Source organism: Streptomonospora sp. PA3 (assembly GCF_009728995.1).
Classification (GTDB): domain Bacteria; phylum Actinomycetota; class Actinomycetes; order Streptosporangiales; family Streptosporangiaceae; genus Streptomonospora.
Map to the genome: position 1 here is coordinate 39607 of NZ_VTZW01000023.1, position 22027 is coordinate 61633.

The window sequence follows — 22027 nt, forward strand, 5'->3', positions numbered from 1 at the left end:
ATGGCAGCCCAGGCGCGGTCCCCGGTGGGTTCCTCCGCCCCGGCGGCAGGAGGAACCCACCGGGGACCACCCAGGGCGGGCACCACAGCGGCTGCGGCAATGGGGCTACTGGGTTGCGCGAAGCGCTGTGGGCCGGCTTGCCGCCGAGCGGCGGTGCACCCTTGCGGTGGAAGGCCCGCCAAGAATGGTGCGGTTCCAGTGGACAGGTACAACGTGCGCTCGGCGGCAAGCAAACACGTGACGCGAAGCGTCTCCGTTGGGGTGGTGGCGGGTGACGGACCCGAGAAGCAGGCGGCGCGCAGCGTCTCCGTTGGGGTGGTGGTGGGTGACGGGCGGGCGTGCTCTCCCACCCCCCGGGCAGGCATACTGCTGCCTGTGAGTCACCGGTACCTGGATGCGCCCGTGCCCATCGCGCTCGCCCACCGCGGCGGCTGGATGCGAGACGCGTCGGGCGACGTCGACACGGCTCTGGAGAACACCGCCCCCGCCTTCCAGCACGCCGTCGACCTCGGTTACCGGTACCTGGAGACCGACGCGCACGCCACCAGCGACGGCGTGCTGCTGGCGTTCCACGACCCCACGCTCGACCGCGCCACCGACCGCGAGGGGCGCATCGCCGCCCTGCCCTACTCCGAGGTGGCCAAGGCGCGCGTCGCCGGGCGCGAGCCCATCCCGCTGCTGGAGGACCTGCTCGGCTCCTGGCCGCACGTGCGGCTGAACATCGACATCAAGGGCGACGAGGCGGTCGTGCCGCTGCTGCGGGTGCTGCGCCGGACCGGCGCCTGGGACCGGGTGTGCGTGGGCTCCTTCGACCAGCGGCGGCTGGATCGGGCCCGGCGGCTGTTCGACCGGCCGGTGGCCACCTCGTGCGGTCCCCGCGAGGTGATCCGGCTTCGGGCGGCGTCGCTGTCGCCGCTGCTGCGCCCGCTGGCCGCACGAGCCCCGGTGTGCGCGCAGATACCGGTGAGCCACGCCGGAATCCCGCTGGTCACCCGGGACGTGATCGCCACCGCCCACCGCCTCGGCATGCAGGTGCACGTCTGGACCATCAACGACACCGCCGTGATGAGGCGGCTGCTGGACGCCGGCGTCGACGGGATCGTGACCGACGAGACCGAGGGCCTGCGCCGGGTGCTGATCGAGCGCGGAGCCTGGCACGATGCGCACGGCGGGCCGGTCGCCGACCGGTAGCCGCCCCCACCATGCCACCCCTGGACAAGGACCCCCATGGCCACCACTCCCCCCTCCCCGCCGCCCGGCGCCGCTGAGTCCGAGCCCGCCGGCCTGCGCGGCGAGCGCCGCGCCTGGTACTTCTACGACTGGGCGAACTCGGTCTTCTTCACCTCGGTCATCTCGGTCTTCTTCGGCCCCTACCTGACCGCGCTGGCCCAGGAGGCCGCCGGCCCCGGCGGGCGGATCAGCGTGCTGGGGGCCGCGATCGACCCCACCGCGCTCTACCCCTACGCCACCTCCCTGTCGGTGCTGCTGCAGCTGGTGGCGCTGCCGGCCGTGGGGGCGATCGCCGACTACACCGGCCGCAAGCGCGAGCTGATGGGCGTGCTGGCCTACGTCGGGGCGCTGGCGACGATGGGGCTGTACTTCGTCGACGGCACCGACTACCTGCTGGGCGCCGGGCTGTTCGTGCTGGCCAACCTCGTGCTGGGCGCCTCGGTGGTGGTCTACAACTCCTTCCTGCCCGACCTGGCGGCGCCCGACGAGCGCGACGCGGTGTCCTCGCGCGGCTGGGCCATGGGTTACCTCGGCGGCGCGCTGCTGCTGAGCCTGCACCTGGTGCTCTACCTGTTCCACGAGAGCCTCGGCCTGGAGCAGGGCCACGCGGTGCGCATCGCCATGGCCTCGGCCGGAGTGTGGTGGGCGGTGTTCACCGTCATCCCGCTCACACGGCTGCGCAACCGCTACCGCGGCACCGTGCTGACGGGCACCCGCCCCGCCGAGCCGGGCCGGGCGAGCGGAGCCCGGGCCGTGGCGGGCAGTTTCGCCCAGCTCTGGTACACCGTGCGGAGCCTGCGCGCCTACCCCAGGACGCTGGCGTTCCTGGTGGCCTACATCCTGTTCAACGACGGCATCCAGACGGTGATCGCGTTCTCGGCGACCTTCGCCGACCAGGCGCTGGGCCTGGGCCAGCAGGTGCAGATCGGCGCCATCCTGATGGTGCAGTTCGTGGCCTTCGGCGGGGCGCTGCTGGTGGGGGCCATCGGCCGCCGACTGGGCACGAAGCGCACCATCCTGGGCAGCCTGGTGGTGTGGACGGCGGTGGTGGGGATCGCGCCGCTGCTGAGCGAGGGATCGGCGGTGCAGTTCTTCATCCTGGCGTTCTTCATCGCCATCGTGCTGGGCGGCACCCAGGCGCTGTCGCGGTCGCTGTTCTCCCACCTGATCCCGCGCGGCAAGGAGGCCGAGTACTTCGGCCTGTACGAGATCAGCGACAAGGGATCGGCGTTCCTGGGCTCACTGGCGCTGGGCGTCGCGCTGGACGCCACGGGCGGCGACTACCGGCTGGCGATCCTGTCGCTGGTGGTGTTCTTCGTACTGGGCTTCGCGGTGCTCGCCTTCCTCAGCGTCTCCCGCGGCATCAGGGAGGCGGGCAACACGGTGCCCGAGCACGTGTAGCCCGTAGCCCGCGGGTGCGCGGGGCGCTCGGACGCGCCCCGCACACCCGCTCGTGGATCGCTTCGCGGCTTCGTCGGTCCCGACGAAGCCGCGCACCTCGCGGCCGCTCTCTCCGGGGCGGGCGCGGGCGCCCGCCCCGGAGAGTCGTCGCCGATACCGGCTCCCGGCTAGCGGAATCCGCGCTCGATCTTCTCGCGGCGCTCGCCGGCGTTGTCCAGGCCGGGTACCCACTCGGCCATGGTGGTGGCCTCATCGCCAACGCCGGCCCAGCTGCGCAGCGCCGCGGTGGCCCGGGCGCGGTCGTCGGGCTTCAGCGCGGCGATGTCGGCCCCGTGGTTGGCGCCGGGCGCGACGAAGCGCATGGTCTCGCGCCGCTTGCTGCCGGCGCTGAAGTGCTCGGCTCCCCACGGGTCGTACTCGCCGTCGACGAACAGCATCTGCTCGGAGCGGTGGGTGACCCAGTGGTCGATGTCGGGCATCGCCCACCAGTCGTAGCGGGGCACGTCCATGTCGTCGGGCAGGTAGGTGCGCGCCTGGAAGAGGCCGGGGTAGCGCAGCAGGCCCTTGAGGTGGTGCGTGGGCACACTGGGCGTGCCCAGTTGCGTGGCGGCCTGGAAGTAGTAGGGGATGTAGGGCTCGGTGCCCTGGTCGGTGTAGAAGCCGAATCCTGCGACCTCGTCGAGGAACGCCGCGATGTCGGCGGTGGAGGCGTCGGCGGCGGGGATGTCGGCGCAGGCCTCGGGGTGGGGCTGGTACTGCCAGAAGGCCCAGGGGGTGTCCAGCACCAGCAGCTCGAAGGCCTTGTCGGCGCTGCCGACCGTGCGGTGGAAGGTCCAGCCGTTCTGCTCGGCCAGGCCGGTGTAGTGCTCCAGCAGCTCTTCGCGGCGCTCGAAGGCGGTGCGCTGGACGGCCTCCAGGTCGTCCTGGCACTCGGGGTCGTCGCCGACGGTGCGGAAGAACTTGCGGTAGGCGTGGTCCTCGCTGTCGATGACGTCGTTGGGGGCGACGTAGGCGACGGTGCCGTCGAGGTCCTCGGGGTAGAACCGGCGGTGGTAGACCGAGGTCATGCCGCCCTTGGAGGCGCCGGTGGAAATCCACTCCTGGCGGTAGATGTCGTTCAGGGCGTCGACGATGCGGTGGTGGTCGGCCGCGGCCTGGCGGATGGTCAGGTCGTCCCAGTCGGCCGGGTCGGGCCGGGACGGCTCGAAGAAGCGCTGCTCGGTGGAGATCTGGTTGCCGTCGACGATGCGGGCGGGCTCGCTGCGGAACGCGCCGACGCTGACGTTGTACCCGCTGGTGTGCAGCACGGTGGGCCGGTCGAACCCGCGGTGCAGCAGCGTCAGCCGCTGCTCGAAGGTCTGGCCGCCGGGGTCGCTGTGGTCGGCGGGCTGCCGGTAGCCCAGGACGAAGTAGCGGAAGCCCGGTTCGGTGTCGATCTCCTCGATGATGCGCAGGCCGGGGATGTCCTCCAGCCGGTCGGTGATGTCGCCGCCGGCGGGTGCGGGGTCCGCGGTCGCCGGTGCGGTGGTGAGCAGCATGGCTGCCGCGGTGAGCAGCGCTCCGGCGGCGGTGCGCCAGGTCGCCGCCGGGCGTGGTGTGCGGGGGATCACCCGTTCAACCTCCTTGTTGGCTCTCCGCCCCGGCGGCGGTGGCCGCGGGACGGGTCGGATGCCGACTGACCGATCATTGGGTGTGCCGCAGGCGCAGTCAAGCCGCTACCGCGTGTCGGTGGCGGCCCGAGCGGCGCGGTGAGGACGTCGCCGCAGGCGGGTAGGCTCTCCGGCCGATCGTGAATCGCAGCGGCGCGCAGCGCCACCGCCAAGGATGGCGGGGGCCGGCGGGCCGAAGAAGGCAGCGGCGCGCAGCGCCACCGCTAAGGGTGGTGGAGGGCTGGCGGGCGGGAAGGGAGCAACCTGTGCTGTTCGGCAAGGAGCACGTCGAGCGCTACCGGGCGACCGGCGGCGAGGAGGGCCACGAGTGGCAGGGCACCACGACCCTGATCCTGACCACGACCGGGCGCACGTCCGGCCTCAAGCGCAGCACTCCGCTGATCTACCGCACCGACGGCGACGCCTATGTGGTCGTCGCCTCCAGCGGCGGCGCCCCCGACCACCCGCAGTGGTACAAGAACCTGCTGGCCGACCCGGAGGTCGAGGTGCAGGTCAAGGCCGAGGAGTTCCGGGCCCGGGCGCGCACGGCCACGGCCGATGAGAAGAAGCGCCTGTGGCCCCGGATGGCCGAGGTGTGGCCGCAGTACGACCAGTACCAGGCCCGTACCGACCGCGACATCCCGGTGGTCCTGCTCGAACCGGTCCGCTGACGCCGCCGGCCCCGTCCCGGGGTCGGGGCGGGGCCGAGCCGTCTCACCGCGGGCCTTCGGCGAGGCGCGCGGCGTGCGGTGGCCTCCCGGACCGGTGGTGGTCACCACCGCGGTCGGCGGGCGCGCGCACGGAGAACCGCCGCTGCTCCTGCCGCGGTCTCGTCGGGGAATCCGGGCCCGCGGCGGGTTGTTGCGCCATGGGGCCGCCGGTGGATCGGCGGCTGCGACCCGCGCGGGGGCGCTCCGATGCGTCCGGCGGGATAAAGATTGTGTCAAGACCGCAGGCGGGGCCTTGGTGCGCGATCCGGCTGTGTGCGGGACGTTGCGCGCCCGTGTCCTGGGCCTACTACCGTGCGGCGCGTGCCGGTCACCGCTGACCGGTCATTATCGCACGGTTGGACAGCCGATGTGCGGGGAATCTTGACACGGACCGACGTGTTAAGCCCATGTATACCGCAAGAGCGCCTGGAGGCACGCAACCGATGGCCGAGCGAGCACTTCGCGGCACACGGCTCGGGGCGACGAGCTACGAGAACGACCGCAACACCGACCTGGCGCCGCGCCAGGAGGTCACCTACGACTGCCCTCGGGGTCATCGCTTCTCGATCACCTTCGCCACCGAGGCCGAGGTCCCCACGAACTGGGAATGCCGCTTCTGCGGCGAGACGGCTCTGATGGTCGACGGCCAGGAGCCGCAGGAGAAGAAGGCCAAGCCGGCGCGCACCCACTGGGACATGCTCCTGGAGCGCCGCAGCATGGAGGACCTTGAGGAGGTCCTCGCCGAGCGGCTGGAGCTGCTCCGGTCGCGCCGCAGGGAAGAGCAGGAGCACATGCAGGCGATGGCCGAGGAGCGGCGCAGCGCTTGAGGCACGCGCGAGGGGCGGCGGCGGGAGGGCCAACCGCCCCTTCGCCATGCGGGGGTCGCCGCGTCGCGGGCGGCGCTCAGACGTGCTCGGCCTTCTCCTCCGCCTCCTCGGCGGCGTGCTCGCCGAACGGATCGCGGGTGCGGCCCACCAGCTCGGCGACCGAGTCCAGCACCTTGGTCGGGCGGTAGGGGAAGAGTTCTGCGGTGTCCCGGCCCGAGATCCCCGACAGCACCAGCAGGGTCTGCAGACCCGCCTCCAGGCCCGAGCGCACGTCGGTATCCATGCGGTCGCCGATCATGACCGTGCTTTCGGAGTGGGCGCCCAGCGCCCGCAGCGCCGAGCGCATCATCAGCGGGTTGGGCTTGCCCACGTAGTAGGGAGCGCGCCCGGTCGCGCGCTCGATGAGAGCGGCGACAGCGCCGGTGGCCGGCAGCGAGCCCTCGCGGCTGGGCCCCTTCTCGTCGGGGTTGGTGGCGATGAACCGGGCCCCGCTCTCGACCAGGCGGATGGCGCGGGTGATCGCCTCGAAGCTGTAGGTGCGGGTCTCCCCCAGCACGACGTAGTCGGGATCGCGGTCGGTGAGCACGTAGCCGATGCTGTGCAGGGCGGTGGTCAGCCCCGACTCCCCCACGACGTAGGCTGATCCGCCCGGCCGCTGCTCCTTGAGGAATCGCGCCGTGGCCAGCGCGGAGGTCCAGATGGAGTCCTCGGGGATGTCCAGTCCGGTGCGCCTGAGGCGGGCGCGCAGGTCGCGGGGCGAGTAGATGGAGTTGTTGGTCAGGACCATGAATCCGATCCCGTTCTCCCGCAGCTCCGAGACGAACTCGTCGGCCCCGGGGATGAGGTGCTCCTCGCGCACCAGCACCCCGTCCATGTCCATGAGGTAGTTCCACGGCTTGTCGTCGTTCACGACCGCCACACTATCGTCACGCCCCCGGCGCGGCCGGGCTCAGGCCCGTCCCCTGTAGCGGGCCCGCTACCCGTGCCGCTTCCCGTTCGTGCGGCCGGAGCCGGCGGGGGCCGGGCCCCGCGGGCGGCCACCGCCGCTCACTCGTCCTCGACGACGCGCCCCTGGATGATCCGGCCGCCGCTGGGCGCGCGGTCGCCCCGCTGGCCGTGCTGGGGCGGGATGCGTCCGCCCTGGGCCACGAACTCGGCCTCGGCGGAGTCGCGCATGCGCTTGATACGGCGCTCGGCCCAGCCGGTGAACGCCCAGCGCAGCGCCGGGCGGGTGAAGGGCAGCGCCATGAGGGCGCCCAGCGCCGCGGTGACGAATCCGGGCGTGATCAGCAGGATGCCGCCGACCATCACCATCAGCGTGTCCAGCAGCCCGCCCTGCGGGGGCCTGCCGGTGCGCATGGCCGCGTCGGCCTCACGGAAGGTCTTGGTCCCGGCGCGGCGCAGCACGACCACGCCGGCGGCGCTGAGTGCGAACAGCAGCGCGATGGTCCAGGCGACCCCGATCTGCTGGCCGACCAGGATCATCAGCCAGATCTCCAGGAACGGCAGCGCCATCAGCGCGATGACGATCAGCAGCGGCATGGGCACCATCCTCGACTCGCCCGGTCTCCTCTGCTTACAACGTCGGCCACCGGCCCATCGTTCCCGCGGCGGCGCGCGATCACGCCTGACGTCCCCCGCTCGATCGCTCCGCGGGCCCCTTGGAAGCGCTGCGGCTCCGGCGGCGCGCGGCCGCCGCCGCGCCGGCCAGGGCGCCGGCGGCCACCGCGCACAGGGCCGCCTCGGGCAGCGCGCCCAGGCGGGTGGCCGGGGTCAGCCCGGTCATGGCGGGCAGTTCGGCGACGTGCACGGCGGGCTCGGCCTCGGGCGATCGGTAGGCGACCTCCCCCCGCGCGGTCACCACTGCGCTGATCCCGCTGGTGGAGGCGACCACGGCCGGGCGGCCGTGCTCGACCGCCCGCAGCCGGGTGATGGCCAACTGCTGCTGGGACTGGCCGGTGAAGTTGTAGTTGGCGTTGTTGGTGGGCACCGCGATGATCTGGCCGCCGGCGGCCACCGACTCTCGCACCGGCCTGTCGAAGGCGACGTCGAAGCAGATGGCGGTGGCCAGGGTGGTGCCGCCCAGCCGCAGCGCCCCCGGTCGCGTGCCGGGCACGGCGTCGCTGCCGACCTGCTCCAGGCGCTCGACGAACCTGGTGAAGAAGTCGCGGTAGGGGACGTATTCGCCGAAGGGCACCAGGTAGCGCTTGGTGTAGTGGTCGACCGGCCCCTCCTGCGGGTCCCACACGACGCTGCGCACCTCGCGCTCGGTGCCGTCGGCGCTGTAGCGGGTGATGCCGATCAGCAGCGGGGCGCCGATGTCGCGTGCCGCGGCGCTGATCAGCTCGGCGGCGGCCGGGTCGGCGTAGGCGTCGATGTCGCTGGCGTTCTCCGGCAGCACCACGAGGTCGGGGCGGGGCGCCTCGCCGGCCTCGACCCTGTCGGCGAGGCGGTGGACGCCTTCGACGTGGTTGCGCAGCACCTGCATGCGCTCGCCCAGGATGCTCATCTGCCCCACGCCGGGCACGTTGCCCTGCACCAGGGCGACGGTGGCGGTGTGGTCGACGGCGGGGGCGGTGAGCGCGGGCAGGGCCGCCCCTGCCGCGGTGATCGCGACGGCGCCCGCCGCCAGGCCCGCACTCGCCGCCAGCGGCGGGCGCGGCCGCCGCACCAGGCGCAGCACCGCCGCGAGCAGCAGTACGCCCACCAGCGCCACCGCGAAGGTGGTCAGCGGCGAGGAGCCCAGGGCCGCGTAGCCGGAGAAGGGGGTGTCGGGCTGGGCGAACGCGAGCTTGCCCCAGGGGAAGCCGCCCAGCGGGAAGCGCGCGCGCACGGCCTCCTGGAGCACCCACAGCGCCGCCGTCCACACCGGCCAGCCAGGCAGCCGCGCGACCAGGGCGATGCCGGCGGCCATCGGGGCGAAGTACACGGTCTCGGCGGCGGCGATGACCAGCCACACGTCCACGCCGAAGACGTCCTGCCAGCGGATGAGCGGGACCATCAGCACGGCGCCGCAGACCAGGCCCAGCCAGGCGGCGCGGCGGGCGCGGGTGCCCATGACGGCGAGGGTGAGCAGGGCCGCGCCGGCCGGCCCCAGCCACCACAGTCCGTAGGGCGCCAGGGAGAGCAGTTGGCACAGCCCCGCCGCCGCGGCCGCGAGGGCGCGCGGGGCGGGACCGGTCAGCGAGCGCCGAGGGGGTTGCCGGGCCGCCGCGGAGGCGGTCTGCGCGTCTGCGCCCGTGTATCGGGCGTCCTCGGTAACCACGCCTGGCTCGCTTTCTGCGAAGTTGGGGGGACGCGGAAAAGGCCCGAAAGCACCCTTCGGACCGGATCCGTCTCGTCGGCGGCGAGCGCGGAGACCGTTGTCTACTGGATGTTCGGGCCTTCTCCGGGTCCAACCCCCCGCCCGGCCGCGGAACCCCGGTCCTTATCAGGCCGCCGACCGCACCTGGTGCGTGGTGCGACGTCCGGCAAGACAACGACCGGACCGCTCGACCGGTCCGTCCAGTGCTGGACTGGTCAGTAGATTACCCAGACTTGGTGCCGTCCGCCGCAACGCTGCGCCGACGTGTCGGAGAGCGGCATCCCGCTCGCTCGCGCTCGCGGAGACCGGCGGCGAATCGACCCGATCCGGATAACCGCCGCCAGGCTAACGCACCCGGCGCCGGCACCGCCAGTCCGAACGCGCCGCACACAGCGCACTCCCGGCCACGTCGGCAACGCCGTGACCTGGGCGTATACCCGATTCCATCTCCTGGCACGTCCCGCAGCCGCGGCTGCGCCCGGACTCTGGAACGCGGCGCCCCGCGGGAGGGATCCGGAGGCGCGCGGCGCCGGCGGCAGGGGTGGCGGGAACCGCGGACAACCCTGGCGTCTCAAATCGTGGACGCTATCGGATCGAAACAGCGCGAACTATCGACAGAACGGCACCATTGGTGTTCGATATTGGGCAGCAGATCGATACAGAGCGATCACCCCACGATAAGGAAGCTCGCTCCCGAGAAGCCGGAGCGGGCCATGGACACGGGAGCTGTTTCCCCATGGCGAAGATCGTCCTGGACGGCGTCGACAAGGTGTACTCCGGCGGGGTCAAGGCCGTCGACAACCTGAACCTGCAAATCAACGACGGCGAGTTCATGGTGCTCGTCGGCCCGTCGGGCTGCGGCAAGTCCACGGCCCTGCGGATGATCGCCGGCCTGGAGGAGATCACCGGCGGCGATCTCTACATCGGCGACGAGGTGGTCAACGACCGCCCGCCGAAGGACCGCGACATCGCGATGGTCTTCCAGAACTACGCGCTTTACCCGCACATGACCGTCGAGCAGAACCTCGCCTTCGGTCTGAAGCTGCGCAAGATCCCCAAGCAGGAGATCCAGAAGCGCGTGCAGGAGGCCGCGGCCATGCTGGGCCTGGAGTCCTACCTCAAGCGCCGCCCGGCGGCCCTCTCCGGCGGTCAGCGCCAGCGCGTCGCCATGGGCCGGGCCATCGTCCGCGAGCCGCAGGCCTTCCTGATGGACGAGCCGCTGTCCAACCTCGACGCCAAGCTGCGCGTGCAGATGCGCGCCTCGCTGAACCAGCTGCACGAGCGCCTGGGCGTGACGACCGTCTACGTCACCCACGACCAGACCGAGGCCATGACGCTGGGCGACCGCGTCGCGGTGCTGCGCGACGGCCGACTGCAGCAGGTCGACACCCCCAAGAACCTCTTCGACAACCCGGCCAACCTCTTCGTCGCCGGCTTCATCGGCTCCCCCGCCATGAACTTCGTCAACGCCGAGCTGCAGAAGGACGGATCGGGCGCGGTGCTGAAGTTCGCCGAGCACACCCTGGCGGTCCCCGGCTCGATCGTCGACGCCCGGCCGGGCCTGCGCGACTACATGGGCAAGCAGCTCATCCTGGGCATCCGGCCCTCCGACTACGAGGACGCCGCCATCTCGGGCAACGGCGGCGCCACCATGGACGTCGTCGCCGACGTCACCGAGGAGCTGGGCACCGAGATCAACGTGATCTTCTCGGTGAACGCCCCTCCGGTGCGCCACGAGGAGGCCGCCGCCCTGGCCGCCGACGCGGCCGGCGACGAGGCCGGCGAGGAGGCGGCTCTGCCGCTGAGCGGCGACAAGTCGCAGTTCACCGCCCGCGTGAGCCCGCGCAGCTCGGTGCGCCCCGGCGGCGGCATCTCGCTGGCGGTCGACGTCAGCCAGCTCCACTACTTCGACAAGGACAGCGGCCTGGCGATCGGCCAGTCCGCCTAGAGGGCTCCGGCTCCCCCCGCTGCGGCGGGCCCTCCTCCCCTCTCGCCGGCCGCCGCGCTCGCCAGCGGCGGCCAGGACGGCCCGCCGCAGCCGGCGGGCCCCGGAACGCACGCGTCCCGGGGCCCGCCGGCCTTTTTTCGCGCCCCGCGGCGCCATTGCCGCCGTGCGCTACCGGCCGCCGCCCGTCAGGACCGGGAGGGCGTCACTTCACCGCCCCGGCCATGACGCCCTGCACGAAGTACCGCTGGAAGGCGAAGAACACCAGCAGGGGCACCACCATCGACAGGAACGCCCCTGAGGCGATCACGTCGATGTTGGCGCCGAACTGGCGCATCTGCGACTGCAGCGCCACGGTCATGGGCTGGCTGGCCTCCGAGGCGAAGACCAGGGCGACGAGCAGGTCGTTCCACACCCACAGGAACTGGAAGATTCCCAGCGAGGCGATGGCCGGGCCGCCCAGCGGCAGGATCACGCGGCGGAAGATGGTCAGCTCCTTGCCGCCGTCCATGCGCGCCGCCTCCAGCAGGTCCCGCGGGATCGCCGCGAAGAAGTTGCGCAGCAGGAAGATGCCGAAGGGCAGCCCGAACCCCACGTGGAACAGCACCACCGCCAGGATCGACCCGTACAGCGGCGTTCCGCCGTAGAGGCTGGAGATGGGTACCAGCGCCACCTGGATCGGGACCACCAGCAGCCCCACCACGCCCAGGAACAGCCAGTCGCGGCCGGGGAACTCCAACCAGGCGAAGGCGTAGGCGGCCAGCGAGGCGACCACCACGATGATCAGGGTGGAGGGCACCGTGATCAGCACCGTGTTGCCGAAGGAGGCGACGAAATCGGGGTTGTCCAGCAGGTTGGCGTAGTTCTGCAGGGTCAGCTGGGTGGGCTCGGTGAGCACCGTCCACCAGCCCGAGGCGGCGTTGTCCTGCGGCGAGCGCAGGCTGGAGAACAGCAGCCCCAGGGTCGGCACCATCCAGAACAGTGCGATGAGGATCAGCAGCACCTGCACCAGCCCGGACCCGGTGCGGGCAACCAGCCGCGCGGCCGCCGAGCGCCGGGGCGCTCCTTCGTGGGCCGCCGGTTCGGCCCGCCCCTCCTGCGACCGCTCCGCCGGCTCGGCCGGACCGGTCGGTTCGACCTGTGCGCTCATGACTCCTCCCGGCGGAACCGTCGGATCTGGAAGATCATCGCGGGCACGACCAGCAGCAGCAGGAACACCGCCAGCGCGCTGCCCAGCCCCTGGTCGTTGATGCCGAAGGAGACCTGCCACATCTCCAGGGCCAAGACGTTGGCGTCGGCGCGCACCGATCCCGGCGCGATCACGAACACCAGGTCGAAGATCTTCAGGACGTAGATCATCAGGGTCACGAAGACCACCATGAGCACCGGTGAGAGCAGGGGTACGGTCACCCGCCGGAACACCTGCCACTCGGTGGCGCCGTCGACCCGGGCGGCCTCCAGCGCCTCGCGGGGGATGGCCGAGAGCCCGGCGGCGATCAGCACCATGGCGAACCCGGCCCACACCCACAGGTAGGCGGCGATGATCGAGGGCGTGATCAGGGTGGGGCCCAGCCATGTCAGCCCGTTGTAGGGCTCGGAGAAGTTGGACGCGGCCAGCCGCAGCGTGTAGTCGCCGCCCTCCAGTCCGGTCAGGGTGAAGGCGCCGTCGGCGCCGGTGGTCGCGGTGGCGACGGCCTCCCCGTCGCGCACGGCCTCGACGCGCAGCGCGGGGAGCCCCTTCTCGGTGGGGTCGATGGTCCCTTCCCGCCCGCCGCCTCCGCGGGTGAAGTCCACCCAGACGGTCCCGGTGACCGCGCCCTGCTCCTGCTGGGGCGGGGCCGCGTTCTCGGCGTCGCCGGGCACCTCCTCGGCGGAGACGCCCACCAGCGGGATGGCCACCGCGTCTCCGGGGGCGACGGGCTCGGTGAGCCGGTAGCCGCCGCCGGCGGTCTCCTCCAGCGGTACGCCTTCGCGCGGGTTGGCGTCGGGGTAGGCGCCGGTGGGCGCGACGGTGTCCTGCACGGTGGTGATGACGGCGTTGGCCAGGCCGCGCTCGGGGTCCTGCTCGTAGACCAGCCGGAAGATCACGCCGGAGGCGAGGAAGGAGATCGCCATCGGCATGAAGACGACGATCTTGAACGCCGTCGCCCAGCGGATGCGCTCGGTCAGCACCGCGAAGATCAGGCCCGCGACGGTCACCACGGCCGGTGCGACGGCGATCCAGATGACGTTGTTGCGCAGGGCGATGAAGGTGTCGGCCCGGGTGAACATCCGGGCGTAGTTGTCCAGCCCGACGAACTCGGTGCCGGGGGCGTCCCACAGGCTGCGGTAGACCGAGAACAGGATCGGGTAGACGACGTAGATTCCCAGGAACAGCAGCGCGGGCAGCAGGAAGAACAGCGCCAGCCAGGGCGGGGGGCCCAGGCGGCCCCGCCCGGTGGCGGGGCCGCCGGCCTGCGCGGCGGGCGCGGGGGCGTCGGTGTCGGCGGCTTTCATCGTGCGCCGCCTTCCCGGCCCGCACCCGGACGCCGGCGCGGTGTCGTCGTCGGTTCCGTCGTCATCTCCTCGCTACTCCGCGTTGGAAGCGGCCTGCTCCAGCTTCTCGGCCGCCGCCTCGGGGTCGGAGGGGTCGCGCAGGAAGTCCTGCAGGACCGCCCACATCCCCTTGCCCTCGGTGGCGCCGAACTGGCTGGGCACCTGGTCGGAGAGGTCGTAGCGGACGTCGTCGCCGGCCTCCAGGATGGTCTGGGCCAGAGTCTGGGTGAACTCGTCGGGGTAGGCGTCGGCCTGCACCTGGGAGTTGGCCGACAGGTAGCCGCCCAGCCCGGCCCAGGTGGTCTGGGCCTCCGGCGAGGCGAGGTAGGCCATGAGCCGCTGCACACCCTCGGTCTCGGTCATCGCCACGGCGATGTCGCCGCCGACCACCACCGGGGGCTGCTCGCCGACGGCGGGGAAGGGGAAGGCCTTGGCGGTCTCGCCGACGGTGGCGCCGGCCTCCTGGGCGGAGGCGGCCACGAAGTCGGCCTCATAGACCATGGCGGCCTGTTCCTGGCCGTAGACCTTCGAGACGCAGGTGGGGAAGTCGGTCTGCACCGCGCCCTGGGTGCCGCCGGCCATCCAGTCGCCCTCGCCCCAGACCTCGGCCAGGGTCTCCAGGGTCTGCACGACGCTGTCGTCGGTCCAGGGGATCTCGTGGGCCACGAGCTGGTCGTACTTCTCGGGGCCGGCCTGGGAGAGGTAGACGTTCTCGAACCAGTCGGTCAGCGTCCAGCCGGAGGCGCCGCACATCGAGAAGGGGGTGATGCCGGCGTCGGAGAGGGTGGCGGCGGTGGTGCCGGTGAGGTCGTCCCAGGTCTCGGGCGGGTTGACGCCCGCCTGCTGGAAGGCGTCGGGCCGGTACCAGACGATGGACTTGTGGGCGGCCTTGACCAGCACGCCGTAGGGCTCGCCGTCGACCGAGCCCAGCTCGCGCCAGTAGTCGGTGTAGTTCTCCTCCAGCGCCGCGGCCGCGTCGCCGGAGAGCGGCACCAGCGCGTCCTGGGCGGCGTACTCGGCGACCAGGCCGGGCTGGGGCAGGATGGCCACGTCCGGCGGCTCGCCCGCCTCGATCTTGGGGCCGAGGTAGGCGCCGGTGTCCTCGCCGGTGGACTCGTAGGTGACGGTGGCACCGGTCTCCTCCTCGAAACCGGCCAGCACCTCGGTGAAGTTCTCCTGCTCCACACCGGTCCACTTGGCCGCCACCAGCAGCTCCACGCCGGCCAGGTCGCCGGAGCCCCCGGCCTGCGTCGATCCCGGGCTGCAGGCGGTGGCCGCGACCAGCGCCCCGGCCGCCGTCACCGCGAGCGCGCCGCGGGCCCTCCACATGTGCTCAGGCATGCGTTCCCTCCTTCTGCTGGGTGGCGGAAGCCGGCTCGTCCCAGATGCCGTCTCCCGTGGCAGGGTCGAAGAAATACAGGCGCCCGGTGTCCACCCGCACCCGCACCGGTCGGCCGGAGCGGGCCTGCGAGCGGGGGCTGAACCGGGCGATGACGTCGCTGTAGGGGGCCGCGGCGTCGACGTTGTCGGCGCCGGCGTCCCGGGCCAGCTCCTTGGTGTCCTCGGTGACCACGGGTGGCGCCGGCACCTGGAAGTGCACCAGCAGTTCGGGCCCCAGGGCCTCGACGAGGTCGGTGGTCGAGGACAGCACCGCGCCGCCGTCGGCGCCGTCGAGGTCGGCGTCGTCCATGTCCTCGGGGCGGATGCCCACGGCGATGTCGCGACCCAGGTACTCGCGCAGCCGGGGCCGCTCGGCCAGCAGCCGGGCGGGCACGGCCAGCGCCTGCCCGCCCAGCTCCAGCCGCGCGCCGGGCCCGTCGGCGTCGAGGCGGCCCTGGAGCAGGTTCATCGCCGGCGATCCGATGAAGCCGGCGACGAAGAGGTTGGCGGGGTGGTTGTAGAGCTCCTGGGGCGGGGCGACCTGCTGCAGCACGCCCTTCTTGAGCACGGCCACGCGGTCGCCCAGCGTCATGGCCTCGACCTGGTCATGGGTGACGTAGACCGTGGTGACGCCGAGGTCGCGCTGGATGCGCGAGATCTCCGCGCGCATCTGCACCCGCAGCTTGGCGTCGAGGTTGCTCAGCGGCTCGTCCATCAGGAAGGCCTGGGGCTGGCGGACGATCGCCCGGCCCATGGCCACCCGCTGGCGCTGGCCGCCGGAGAGGTTGCGGGGGCGGCGGTCGAGGTGCTCGGTGAGCCCCAGGGTCTCGGCCGCCTCCTCGACCCGCTCCTTGATCGCGCGCTTGGGCAGCTTGCGCAGCTGCAGTCCGAAGGCGATGTTGTCGCGCACCGACAGGTGGGGGTAGAGGGCGTAGCTCTGGAAGACCATGGCCACGTCGCGGTCGCGGGCGGGGGTGCGGTTGACGACGCGGTCGCCGATGGTCAGCGTTCCCGAGCTGATCTCCTCGAGACCGGCGACCATGCGCAGGGCGGTGGTCTTGCCGCACCCCGACGGTCCCACCAGGACCAGGAACTCCCCGTCGGCGATGTCGAGGTCCAGCCCCTTCACCGCGCTCGTCCCGTCGGGATAGGTCTTGCCGATCCCGGATAGCCGGACCTGCGCCATATACGCCTCCGCCGATTTTTCGCGCCACTCGGACTACACCGCGGTCGGCGATCGTCGACCGCGGGTGGGGCCGGCTGCGTCCGCGCCGGTTTGTGACCCGCGCCGCAGCAGCACTCGCCCTCTTGTACCAGCGAATGTCGCGACGCGCCCAGGCCCTGCGATACGCCTGTTATGAAGTCGTGTCCGCCGGGTGTGTTCGGCGTTCCCGGCGCCTCGGCGGCGCCCGCCCAAGCGCCGCGGAGCGCCGGTGCGCGGGCGCGGGCGGGCGGTCCGGCGGGCGGCTCCTCAGCGCGCGCCGGAGCCGGATGCGGCGTCGGCGGCGCGGGCCAGGTCGCGGCCGATGACCATGCGCTGGATCTGGTTGGTGCCCTCGACGATCTGCAGCACCTTGGCCTCGCGCATCAGCCGTTCGACGGGCAGGTCGCGGGTGTATCCGGAGCCGCCGAGGACCTGGACGGCGTCGGTGGTGACGCGCATGGCGGTGTCGGTGGCGAAGAGCTTGGCCATGGCCGCCTGGGTGGCGAAGGGCCGGCCGGCGTCGCGCCGGCGGGCGGCGGCCAGATACAGCTCGCGCGCCGCCTCGACGCCGGTGGCCATGTCGGCGAGCAGGAACGAGACGCCTTGGAAGTCGCCGATGGCGCGGCCGAACTGGGTGCGGGCGCGCGAGTGCGCCACGGCCGCGTCCAAGGCCGCCTGGGCCACGCCCACCGCGCAGGCGGCGATGCCCAGCCGCCCGGAGTCCAGCGCCGCCAGGGCGATGGAGAAGCCCTGCCCCTCCGCGCCGATGCGCTGCTCGGCGCCCGCGCGGGCGCCGTCGAAGCGCACCACGGCGGTGGGCGAGGAGGCCATGCCCATCTTGCGCTCGGGCGCATCGGCGGCCACGCCGGGCGTCGCGGCGGGGATGTGGAAGCAGCTGATCCCGCGGGCGCCGGAGCCGGGTTCGCCGGTGCGGGCGAAGAGCGTGTAGAAGTCGGCGACGCCGCCGTGGGTGATCCAGGACTTGGCGCCGTCGACGGTGTAGCCGCCGTCGCCGTCGGGGCGGGCGCGGGTGGTCATGGCCGCGGCGTCGGAGCCCGACTGGGCCTCCGACAGGCAGTAGGCGCCCAGCGCCTCGCCGCCGAGCAGCCGCGGCAGCAGCGCGGCGCGCTGCTCCTCGGTGCCGTAGGCGGCCACGGGGAAGCAGGAGAGCGTGTGCACGCTCAGGCCCAGCCCCACGGCCAGCCAGCGGGCGGCCAGCTCCTCCACCACCTGCAGGTAGACCTCGTAGGGCTGGTCGCCGCCGCCGTACTCCGCGGGGTAGGGCAGCCCCAGCAGCCCGGAGCGGCCCAGGAGGTCGAAGGCGTCTCTGGGGAAGGCGCCCTGCTCCTCGTCGCGGGCCGCCCGGGGGGCCAGCTCCTTGTCGGCGATACCGCGGACGAGGTCGATCAGGTCCTGGGCTTCGGACGTGGGCAGGATGCGCTCGTGGGCCATGCCTGGGCTCCCCTGGGTCGGGGCGGGGTCTCCGCCCGGCGAACTAGTAGGACGTCCGAATATTCTGCCCGACCCGGCCCCCTACCGGCGCCACCGCCTCACCCGGATCCCGTTTTCGGACAGCACACGGCCCGCAGGGCCCGCGTCCCCGCGGGCCGTGCGGGGCAGCTCATCACAGGGCGGGCGCGGGCTCCAGCCGCGCCAGCATCCGCTCCCACGTCCACTCCTGCAGGACCCAGTCGCGGCCGCGCTCGCCCATGGCGCGGGCGGTGTCGGGATCGGCCAGCAGCAGCGACAGCAGCCGGGCCACGCCGCGCGCGTCGTGGCCGTCGGCCACGAAGCCCGTCTCGGCGTGGCGCACCCGGTCCTGGGCGGCGCCCGAGCCGCCGGCGACGACGGGCAGCCCGCAGGCCGCGGCCTCCAGCAGCCGCATCCCCGATTCCGCGATCCGGTCGTCCGAATCCGCCCGGCAGGGCAGTGCGAAGATGTCGGCGACGGCGTAGAGCGACGGCAGGTCGGCATCGGTGAAGGGGCCGGCGAAGACGACGTCGTCGGCCACCCCCGCCCATGCGGACAGCGCCCGCAGCCGGCGCAGATCCGGCCCGTCCCCGGCCACCAGCAGCCGCACGCCGGGAAAGCGCGCCCGCAGCCAGGTCATCGCCCGCACGAGGCTGTCGGCGCCGCAGGAGCGCACGAGCCGGGCGGCGCACAGGATCACCGGCCCCTCGCCCAGGCCGCGGGTGCGGCGCACGGCCGCCCCGTCGAGACCGGGCCGGAAGGCGGCGGTGTCCACCCCCGCGGGCAGCCGGACGAGCCGGGCACGAGCCCCGGGCGGCAGCATGCGCTCGATGCGCAGCCGCGCGGACTCGTCGGGGTAGGCGAGCACGTCGGCGCCCGCGGCGATCCGGCGCAGCAGCGACCGCGCCGCCGGCCCCCAGGCGCCCGAGCCCCGGGTGGCCGCCACCACCTCGCCCCCGGCACCCGCGCGCACCCGCCCGGCCATCAGGCCCAGCCCGGCCTCGGCCAGCAGGACCCGGCCGCAGTCGTAGCCGCGCATCAGCTCGGCGACGCGGTGCGCCGTGCGCCGGGTCGGCAGCAGCCGCGGACCGGGGTCGCGTTCGACGGGGTAGTCCTGGTGGTCGTCGTAGCCGCCGGTCCCGGCCGCGACGGTGTGCACGACGACCCCCGTGCCGTCGCCGGCCAGCTGCCGGGCCAGCCGGCTGCCGAAGGTCTCGGCGCCGCCTCCGCGCCCCGGGAAGTCGTTGGTGACCAGCAAAGTACGCATCGCCATGGCGCAGACCCCCCGCGTCGTCCGTCTGGTGCGGGCGCCGCGGCCCGCACCGTCCCCTCGGATATAGGAGTATCCGAGCCGGAGGCGGGCAATCGCGGATCCGCCGCCTGTGGCGCGCGGTTGTGCGCAGCACCACAGGGGCCGCCGGAGCGGGCGCGCCCTGGCGCGGTGTCAGCCCACCGAGGAGTAGGCGACCACGCCGCGGCGGACCAGGTCCATGGCGCGGCGGGCGTTGCGGCGGATGCCGCTTTCCTCGGGCGCGGCGCCGGCGATCTGGCCGAGCATGTCGACCAGCTGCTTGGTGGTGCGCACGAAGTCGCCGGCGGGCATGTCCGCCTCTGCGAGGATGCGGTCGAGCCGGTCGCCGCGCGCCCAGCGGTGGGTGGTCCACACGAAGCCCAGGTCGGGCCGGCGCAGGAATGACACGCCGTTGTCGCGCTCGACCTCGTGCAGCTCGCCCCAGAGCCGCTCCATCTCCTCCAGCACCGCGGCCGGAGGGCCGTCGGGCACCCGCGGGAACGGGTCGTCGTTGCGGCGGGACTCATAGACCAGCGAGGAGACGCACGTGGCCAGGTCCTGGGGGTCCAGGTCTTCCCACAGCCCCCGGCGCAGGCACTCCGACACCAGCAGGTCCAGCTCGGAGTAGACCTTGGCCAGGCGCGCGCCCTCCTCGGTGACGGTGTCGCCGTCGAGGTAGTCCAGCGTCTCCAGCACCGCGCAGACGCGGTCGAAGGTGCGCGCGATGACGTGGGAGCGCCCCTCGACGCGGCGGCGCAGCGAATCGGTCTCCTTGCGCAGCCGGAAGTAGCGCTCGGCCCAGCGGGCGTGGTCCTCGCGGTCCTCGCAGCCGTGGCAGGGGTGCCGGCGCAGCTCCCGGCGCAAGCGGGTGATCTCGGCGTCCTCGGTCTCGTCGCCATGGGAGCCGCGCTTGGCGGTGTCGACGCCGCCGGTCTCCTGGAGCTTGTTGCGCAGTGAGGAGGCGAGGTCGGTGCGCGACTGCGCCGAGCGGGCGGAGAAGTTCTTGGGGATGCGCAGCCGGCCGGCCGGCTCCACCGGCACCGGGAAGTCGGCGGCGTTGACGCGTTTGACCTGGCGCTTGGACGTCAGCACCAGCGGCGCCGGCACGTCACCGCGCAGGCCCGGGTCCAGCACCACCGCGAAGCCCGTGTGGCGCCCGGAGGGCACCCGGATGATGTCGCCGGCCCGCAGCCGCTCCAGGCTGCGCACCGCCTCCTCGCGGCGGCGGGCGCTGCGGCCCTTGGCCGCCTGGTTCTCGCGGTCGCTGAGCTCGCGGCGCATGCCCGCGTACTCCATGAAGTCGCCCAGGTGGCACTGCGCCGCCCGGGCGTAGCCCTCCATGGCCTCCTCCTGCTTGCGCAGCTGCTTGACCAGGCCCACCACCGCCCTGTCGGCCTGGAACTGGGCGAAGGAGGCCTCCAGCATGGTGCGGCTGCGCTCGCGGCCCACCTGGCCCACGAGGTTCACCGCCATGTTGTAGGAGGGCTGGAAGCTGGAGTTCAGCGGGTAGGTGCGCGTGCTGGCCAGCCCGGCGACGGCCTCGGGATCGGTGCCGGGCTGCCACACCACCACGGCGTGGCCCTCGACGTCGATCCCGCGCCGCCCGGCGCGCCCGGTCAGCTGGGTGTACTCCCCTGCCGTCAGCGCGGCGTGGGTCTCGCCGTTCCACTTGTCGAGCTTCTCGATGACCACGGTTCGCGCCGGCATGTTGATGCCCAGCGCGAGGGTCTCGGTGGCGAACACCGCCCGGATCAGGCCGCGGGCGAACAGCGACTCCACGACCTCCTTGAACGTCGGCAGCAGGCCGGCGTGGTGGGCGGCCAGACCGCGCTGCAGGGCGCGCAGCCACTCGTCGTAGCCCAGCACCGCCAGGTCGGCGGGCGGGATGTCGGCGCACATCTCCTCGGCGAAGGCGCGGATCTCCGCGGCCTCCTCCTCGGTGGTCAGGGCCAGGCCGGAGTACATGCACTGGCGCACGGCGTCGTCGCAGCCCGCGCGGCTGAAGATGAACACGATCGCCGGCAGCAGCCCTTCGCGGTCCAGCTCGTCGACGATCTGCACCCGGTTGGGCGGGGCGTACTTGGCGCGCGGACGCGCCGAGGTCCGCGCCCGGGTCTGGGGGTGGCGCCGCCGGTGGGCCAGCTGGGTGATGCGGTCGTCCTCCTGGGCCAGCCGGATCAGCCGCGGGTTGACGCGCATGCGCTCGCCGTTGACCAGGATCTCGGCGGAGGAGCCGGCGGAGTTCCTGTCGCGCTTTCGGGTGCGCTTGCCGCGTCCCCCGCCCTGCCCGTCGGTGCCGTCCGGGCCGTCGGCGGCCTCCTCGATCGGCACGAACAGGTCGTGGATCCGCTTGCCCGCCATGACGTGCTGCCACAGCGGCACCGGGCGGGTCTCGTCGACGATGACGGTGGTCTCGCCGCGCACCTGCTGCATCCACTCGCCGAACTCCTCGGCGTTGCTGACCGTGGCCGAAAGCGCCACCACCCGCACCGACTCGGGCAGGTGGATGATGACCTCCTCCCACACCGCGCCGCGGAACCGGTCGGCGAGGTAGTGGACCTCGTCCATGACCACATAGGCCAGCCGCGCCAGGGTGTGCGAGCCCGCATAGAGCATGTTGCGCAGCACCTCGGTGGTCATCACCACGATGGGCGCCTCGCCGTTGACGCTGTTGTCGCCGGTGAGCAGACCGACCTGGTCGGCGCCGTAGCGGCGGACCAGGTCGGTGTACTTCTGGTTGGACAGCGCCTTGATGGGGGTGGTGTAGAAGCACTTGGCGCCGTCGCGCAGCGCCAGGTGGACGGCGTACTCGCCCACGACGGTCTTGCCCGAGCCGGTGGGCGCGGCCACCAGCACCCCTTCGCCCGACTCCAGCGCCTTGCAGGCGCGGACCTGAAAGCGGTCGAACTCGAAGCCGTAGAGCCCCTGGAACTCCTCGATGGCGGCGGTGGACTCGGCTTGGCGCCGACGGAAGGCGGCGTACCGCGCGGCGTGGGTACTCATATCCACCAAGCCTATGGCGTTGCGGCGAGTGCCGAGTGTCGGCAGGCACGCGGCGCGCAGCGCCTCCGCTGAGGGCGG

At 72.9% G+C, this 22027-nt stretch carries 16 protein-coding genes; 5 read left to right on the forward strand and 11 right to left on the reverse strand.

Annotated elements, in window-relative coordinates; genetic code table 11:
• Nucleotides 1-375 precede the first annotated feature (375 nt).
• On the forward strand, nt 376-1191 hold the full coding sequence (locus tag FZ103_RS23855; RefSeq protein WP_186356789.1) for a glycerophosphodiester phosphodiesterase: 816 nt from the start codon (nt 376-378) through the stop codon (nt 1189-1191).
• Nucleotides 1192-1227: 36 nt separating this feature from the next.
• The gene (locus FZ103_RS23860) at nt 1228-2631 is read left to right on the forward strand and encodes an MFS transporter (RefSeq protein WP_156004447.1); all 1404 of its coding nucleotides are present in this window, start codon (nt 1228-1230) and stop codon (nt 2629-2631) included.
• A 167-nt stretch (nt 2632-2798) separates the two neighbouring features.
• Here the strand turns inward: FZ103_RS23860 and FZ103_RS23865 are convergent, their stop codons facing one another.
• Nucleotides 2799-4241, reverse strand: coding sequence for a S28 family serine protease (locus tag FZ103_RS23865; RefSeq protein ID WP_156004449.1), 1443 nt, complete (start codon nt 4239-4241; stop codon nt 2799-2801).
• Nucleotides 4242-4546: 305 nt separating this feature from the next.
• Here FZ103_RS23865 and FZ103_RS23870 point away from each other — a divergent pair, with 305 nt between their 5' ends.
• Nucleotides 4547-4951 carry a nitroreductase family deazaflavin-dependent oxidoreductase gene (locus tag FZ103_RS23870; RefSeq protein WP_186356790.1) on the forward strand — a complete coding sequence of 135 codons (405 nt, stop codon included), beginning with the start codon at nt 4547-4549 and terminating at the stop codon, nt 4949-4951.
• Between the two features lie 482 nt (nt 4952-5433).
• Nucleotides 5434-5817 carry an RNA polymerase-binding protein RbpA gene (locus FZ103_RS23875; protein WP_156004451.1) on the forward strand — a complete coding sequence of 128 codons (384 nt, stop codon included), beginning with the start codon at nt 5434-5436 and terminating at the stop codon, nt 5815-5817.
• Nucleotides 5818-5893: 76 nt separating this feature from the next.
• Here the strand turns inward: FZ103_RS23875 and FZ103_RS23880 are convergent, their stop codons facing one another.
• The 3 genes from FZ103_RS23880 to lnt all read right to left on the reverse strand — a co-directional run bounded on the left by FZ103_RS23880 (nt 5894) and on the right by lnt (nt 9082).
• Entirely contained in the window at nt 5894-6697 is an 804-nt protein-coding gene (locus FZ103_RS23880) for an HAD-IIA family hydrolase (protein ID WP_156004668.1), read from the reverse strand.
• A 167-nt stretch (nt 6698-6864) separates the two neighbouring features.
• The gene (locus FZ103_RS23885; RefSeq protein WP_156004453.1) at nt 6865-7359 is read right to left on the reverse strand and encodes an FxsA family protein; all 495 of its coding nucleotides are present in this window, start codon (nt 7357-7359) and stop codon (nt 6865-6867) included.
• A gap of 79 nt (nt 7360-7438) precedes the next feature.
• Complete coding sequence (lnt, locus tag FZ103_RS23890) at nt 7439-9082, reverse strand: apolipoprotein N-acyltransferase (protein WP_186356791.1); 1644 nt, start codon at nt 9080-9082, stop codon at nt 7439-7441.
• Between the two features lie 775 nt (nt 9083-9857).
• Between lnt and FZ103_RS23895 the strand changes: the two genes are divergently transcribed.
• On the forward strand, nt 9858-11069 hold the full coding sequence (locus FZ103_RS23895) for an ABC transporter ATP-binding protein (protein WP_156004455.1): 1212 nt from the start codon (nt 9858-9860) through the stop codon (nt 11067-11069).
• A gap of 202 nt (nt 11070-11271) precedes the next feature.
• Here the strand turns inward: FZ103_RS23895 and FZ103_RS23900 are convergent, their stop codons facing one another.
• From FZ103_RS23900 to FZ103_RS23930, 7 genes are all read right to left on the reverse strand, one after another.
• Nucleotides 11272-12216 (reverse strand): carbohydrate ABC transporter permease, encoded by a 945-nt coding sequence (locus FZ103_RS23900; protein ID WP_156004457.1) that lies wholly within the window; start codon nt 12214-12216, stop codon nt 11272-11274.
• Nucleotides 12213-13562, reverse strand: coding sequence for an ABC transporter permease subunit (locus FZ103_RS23905; protein WP_156004459.1), 1350 nt, complete (start codon nt 13560-13562; stop codon nt 12213-12215). The genes FZ103_RS23900 and FZ103_RS23905 overlap by 4 nt, the downstream gene beginning before the upstream one ends.
• A gap of 72 nt (nt 13563-13634) precedes the next feature.
• Nucleotides 13635-14942: an ABC transporter substrate-binding protein gene (locus FZ103_RS23910; RefSeq protein ID WP_156004461.1), complete on the reverse strand. Its 1308-nt coding sequence runs from the start codon at nt 14940-14942 to the stop codon at nt 13635-13637.
• Nucleotides 14935-16167, reverse strand: a complete 1233-nt coding sequence (locus FZ103_RS23915) for an ABC transporter ATP-binding protein (RefSeq protein WP_156004463.1) — start codon at nt 16165-16167, stop codon at nt 14935-14937. Before FZ103_RS23915 ends, FZ103_RS23910 begins: the two co-directional genes overlap by 8 nt.
• Nucleotides 16168-16452: 285 nt before the next feature.
• Complete coding sequence (locus FZ103_RS23920) at nt 16453-17637, reverse strand: acyl-CoA dehydrogenase family protein (protein ID WP_156004465.1); 1185 nt, start codon at nt 17635-17637, stop codon at nt 16453-16455.
• Nucleotides 17638-17809: 172 nt separating this feature from the next.
• The gene (locus tag FZ103_RS23925) at nt 17810-18928 is read right to left on the reverse strand and encodes a glycosyltransferase family 4 protein (RefSeq protein ID WP_156004467.1); all 1119 of its coding nucleotides are present in this window, start codon (nt 18926-18928) and stop codon (nt 17810-17812) included.
• Nucleotides 18929-19099: 171 nt separating this feature from the next.
• Entirely contained in the window at nt 19100-21949 is a 2850-nt protein-coding gene (locus FZ103_RS23930; protein ID WP_156004469.1) for an RNA helicase, read from the reverse strand.
• Nucleotides 21950-22027: the final 78 nt, after the last annotated feature.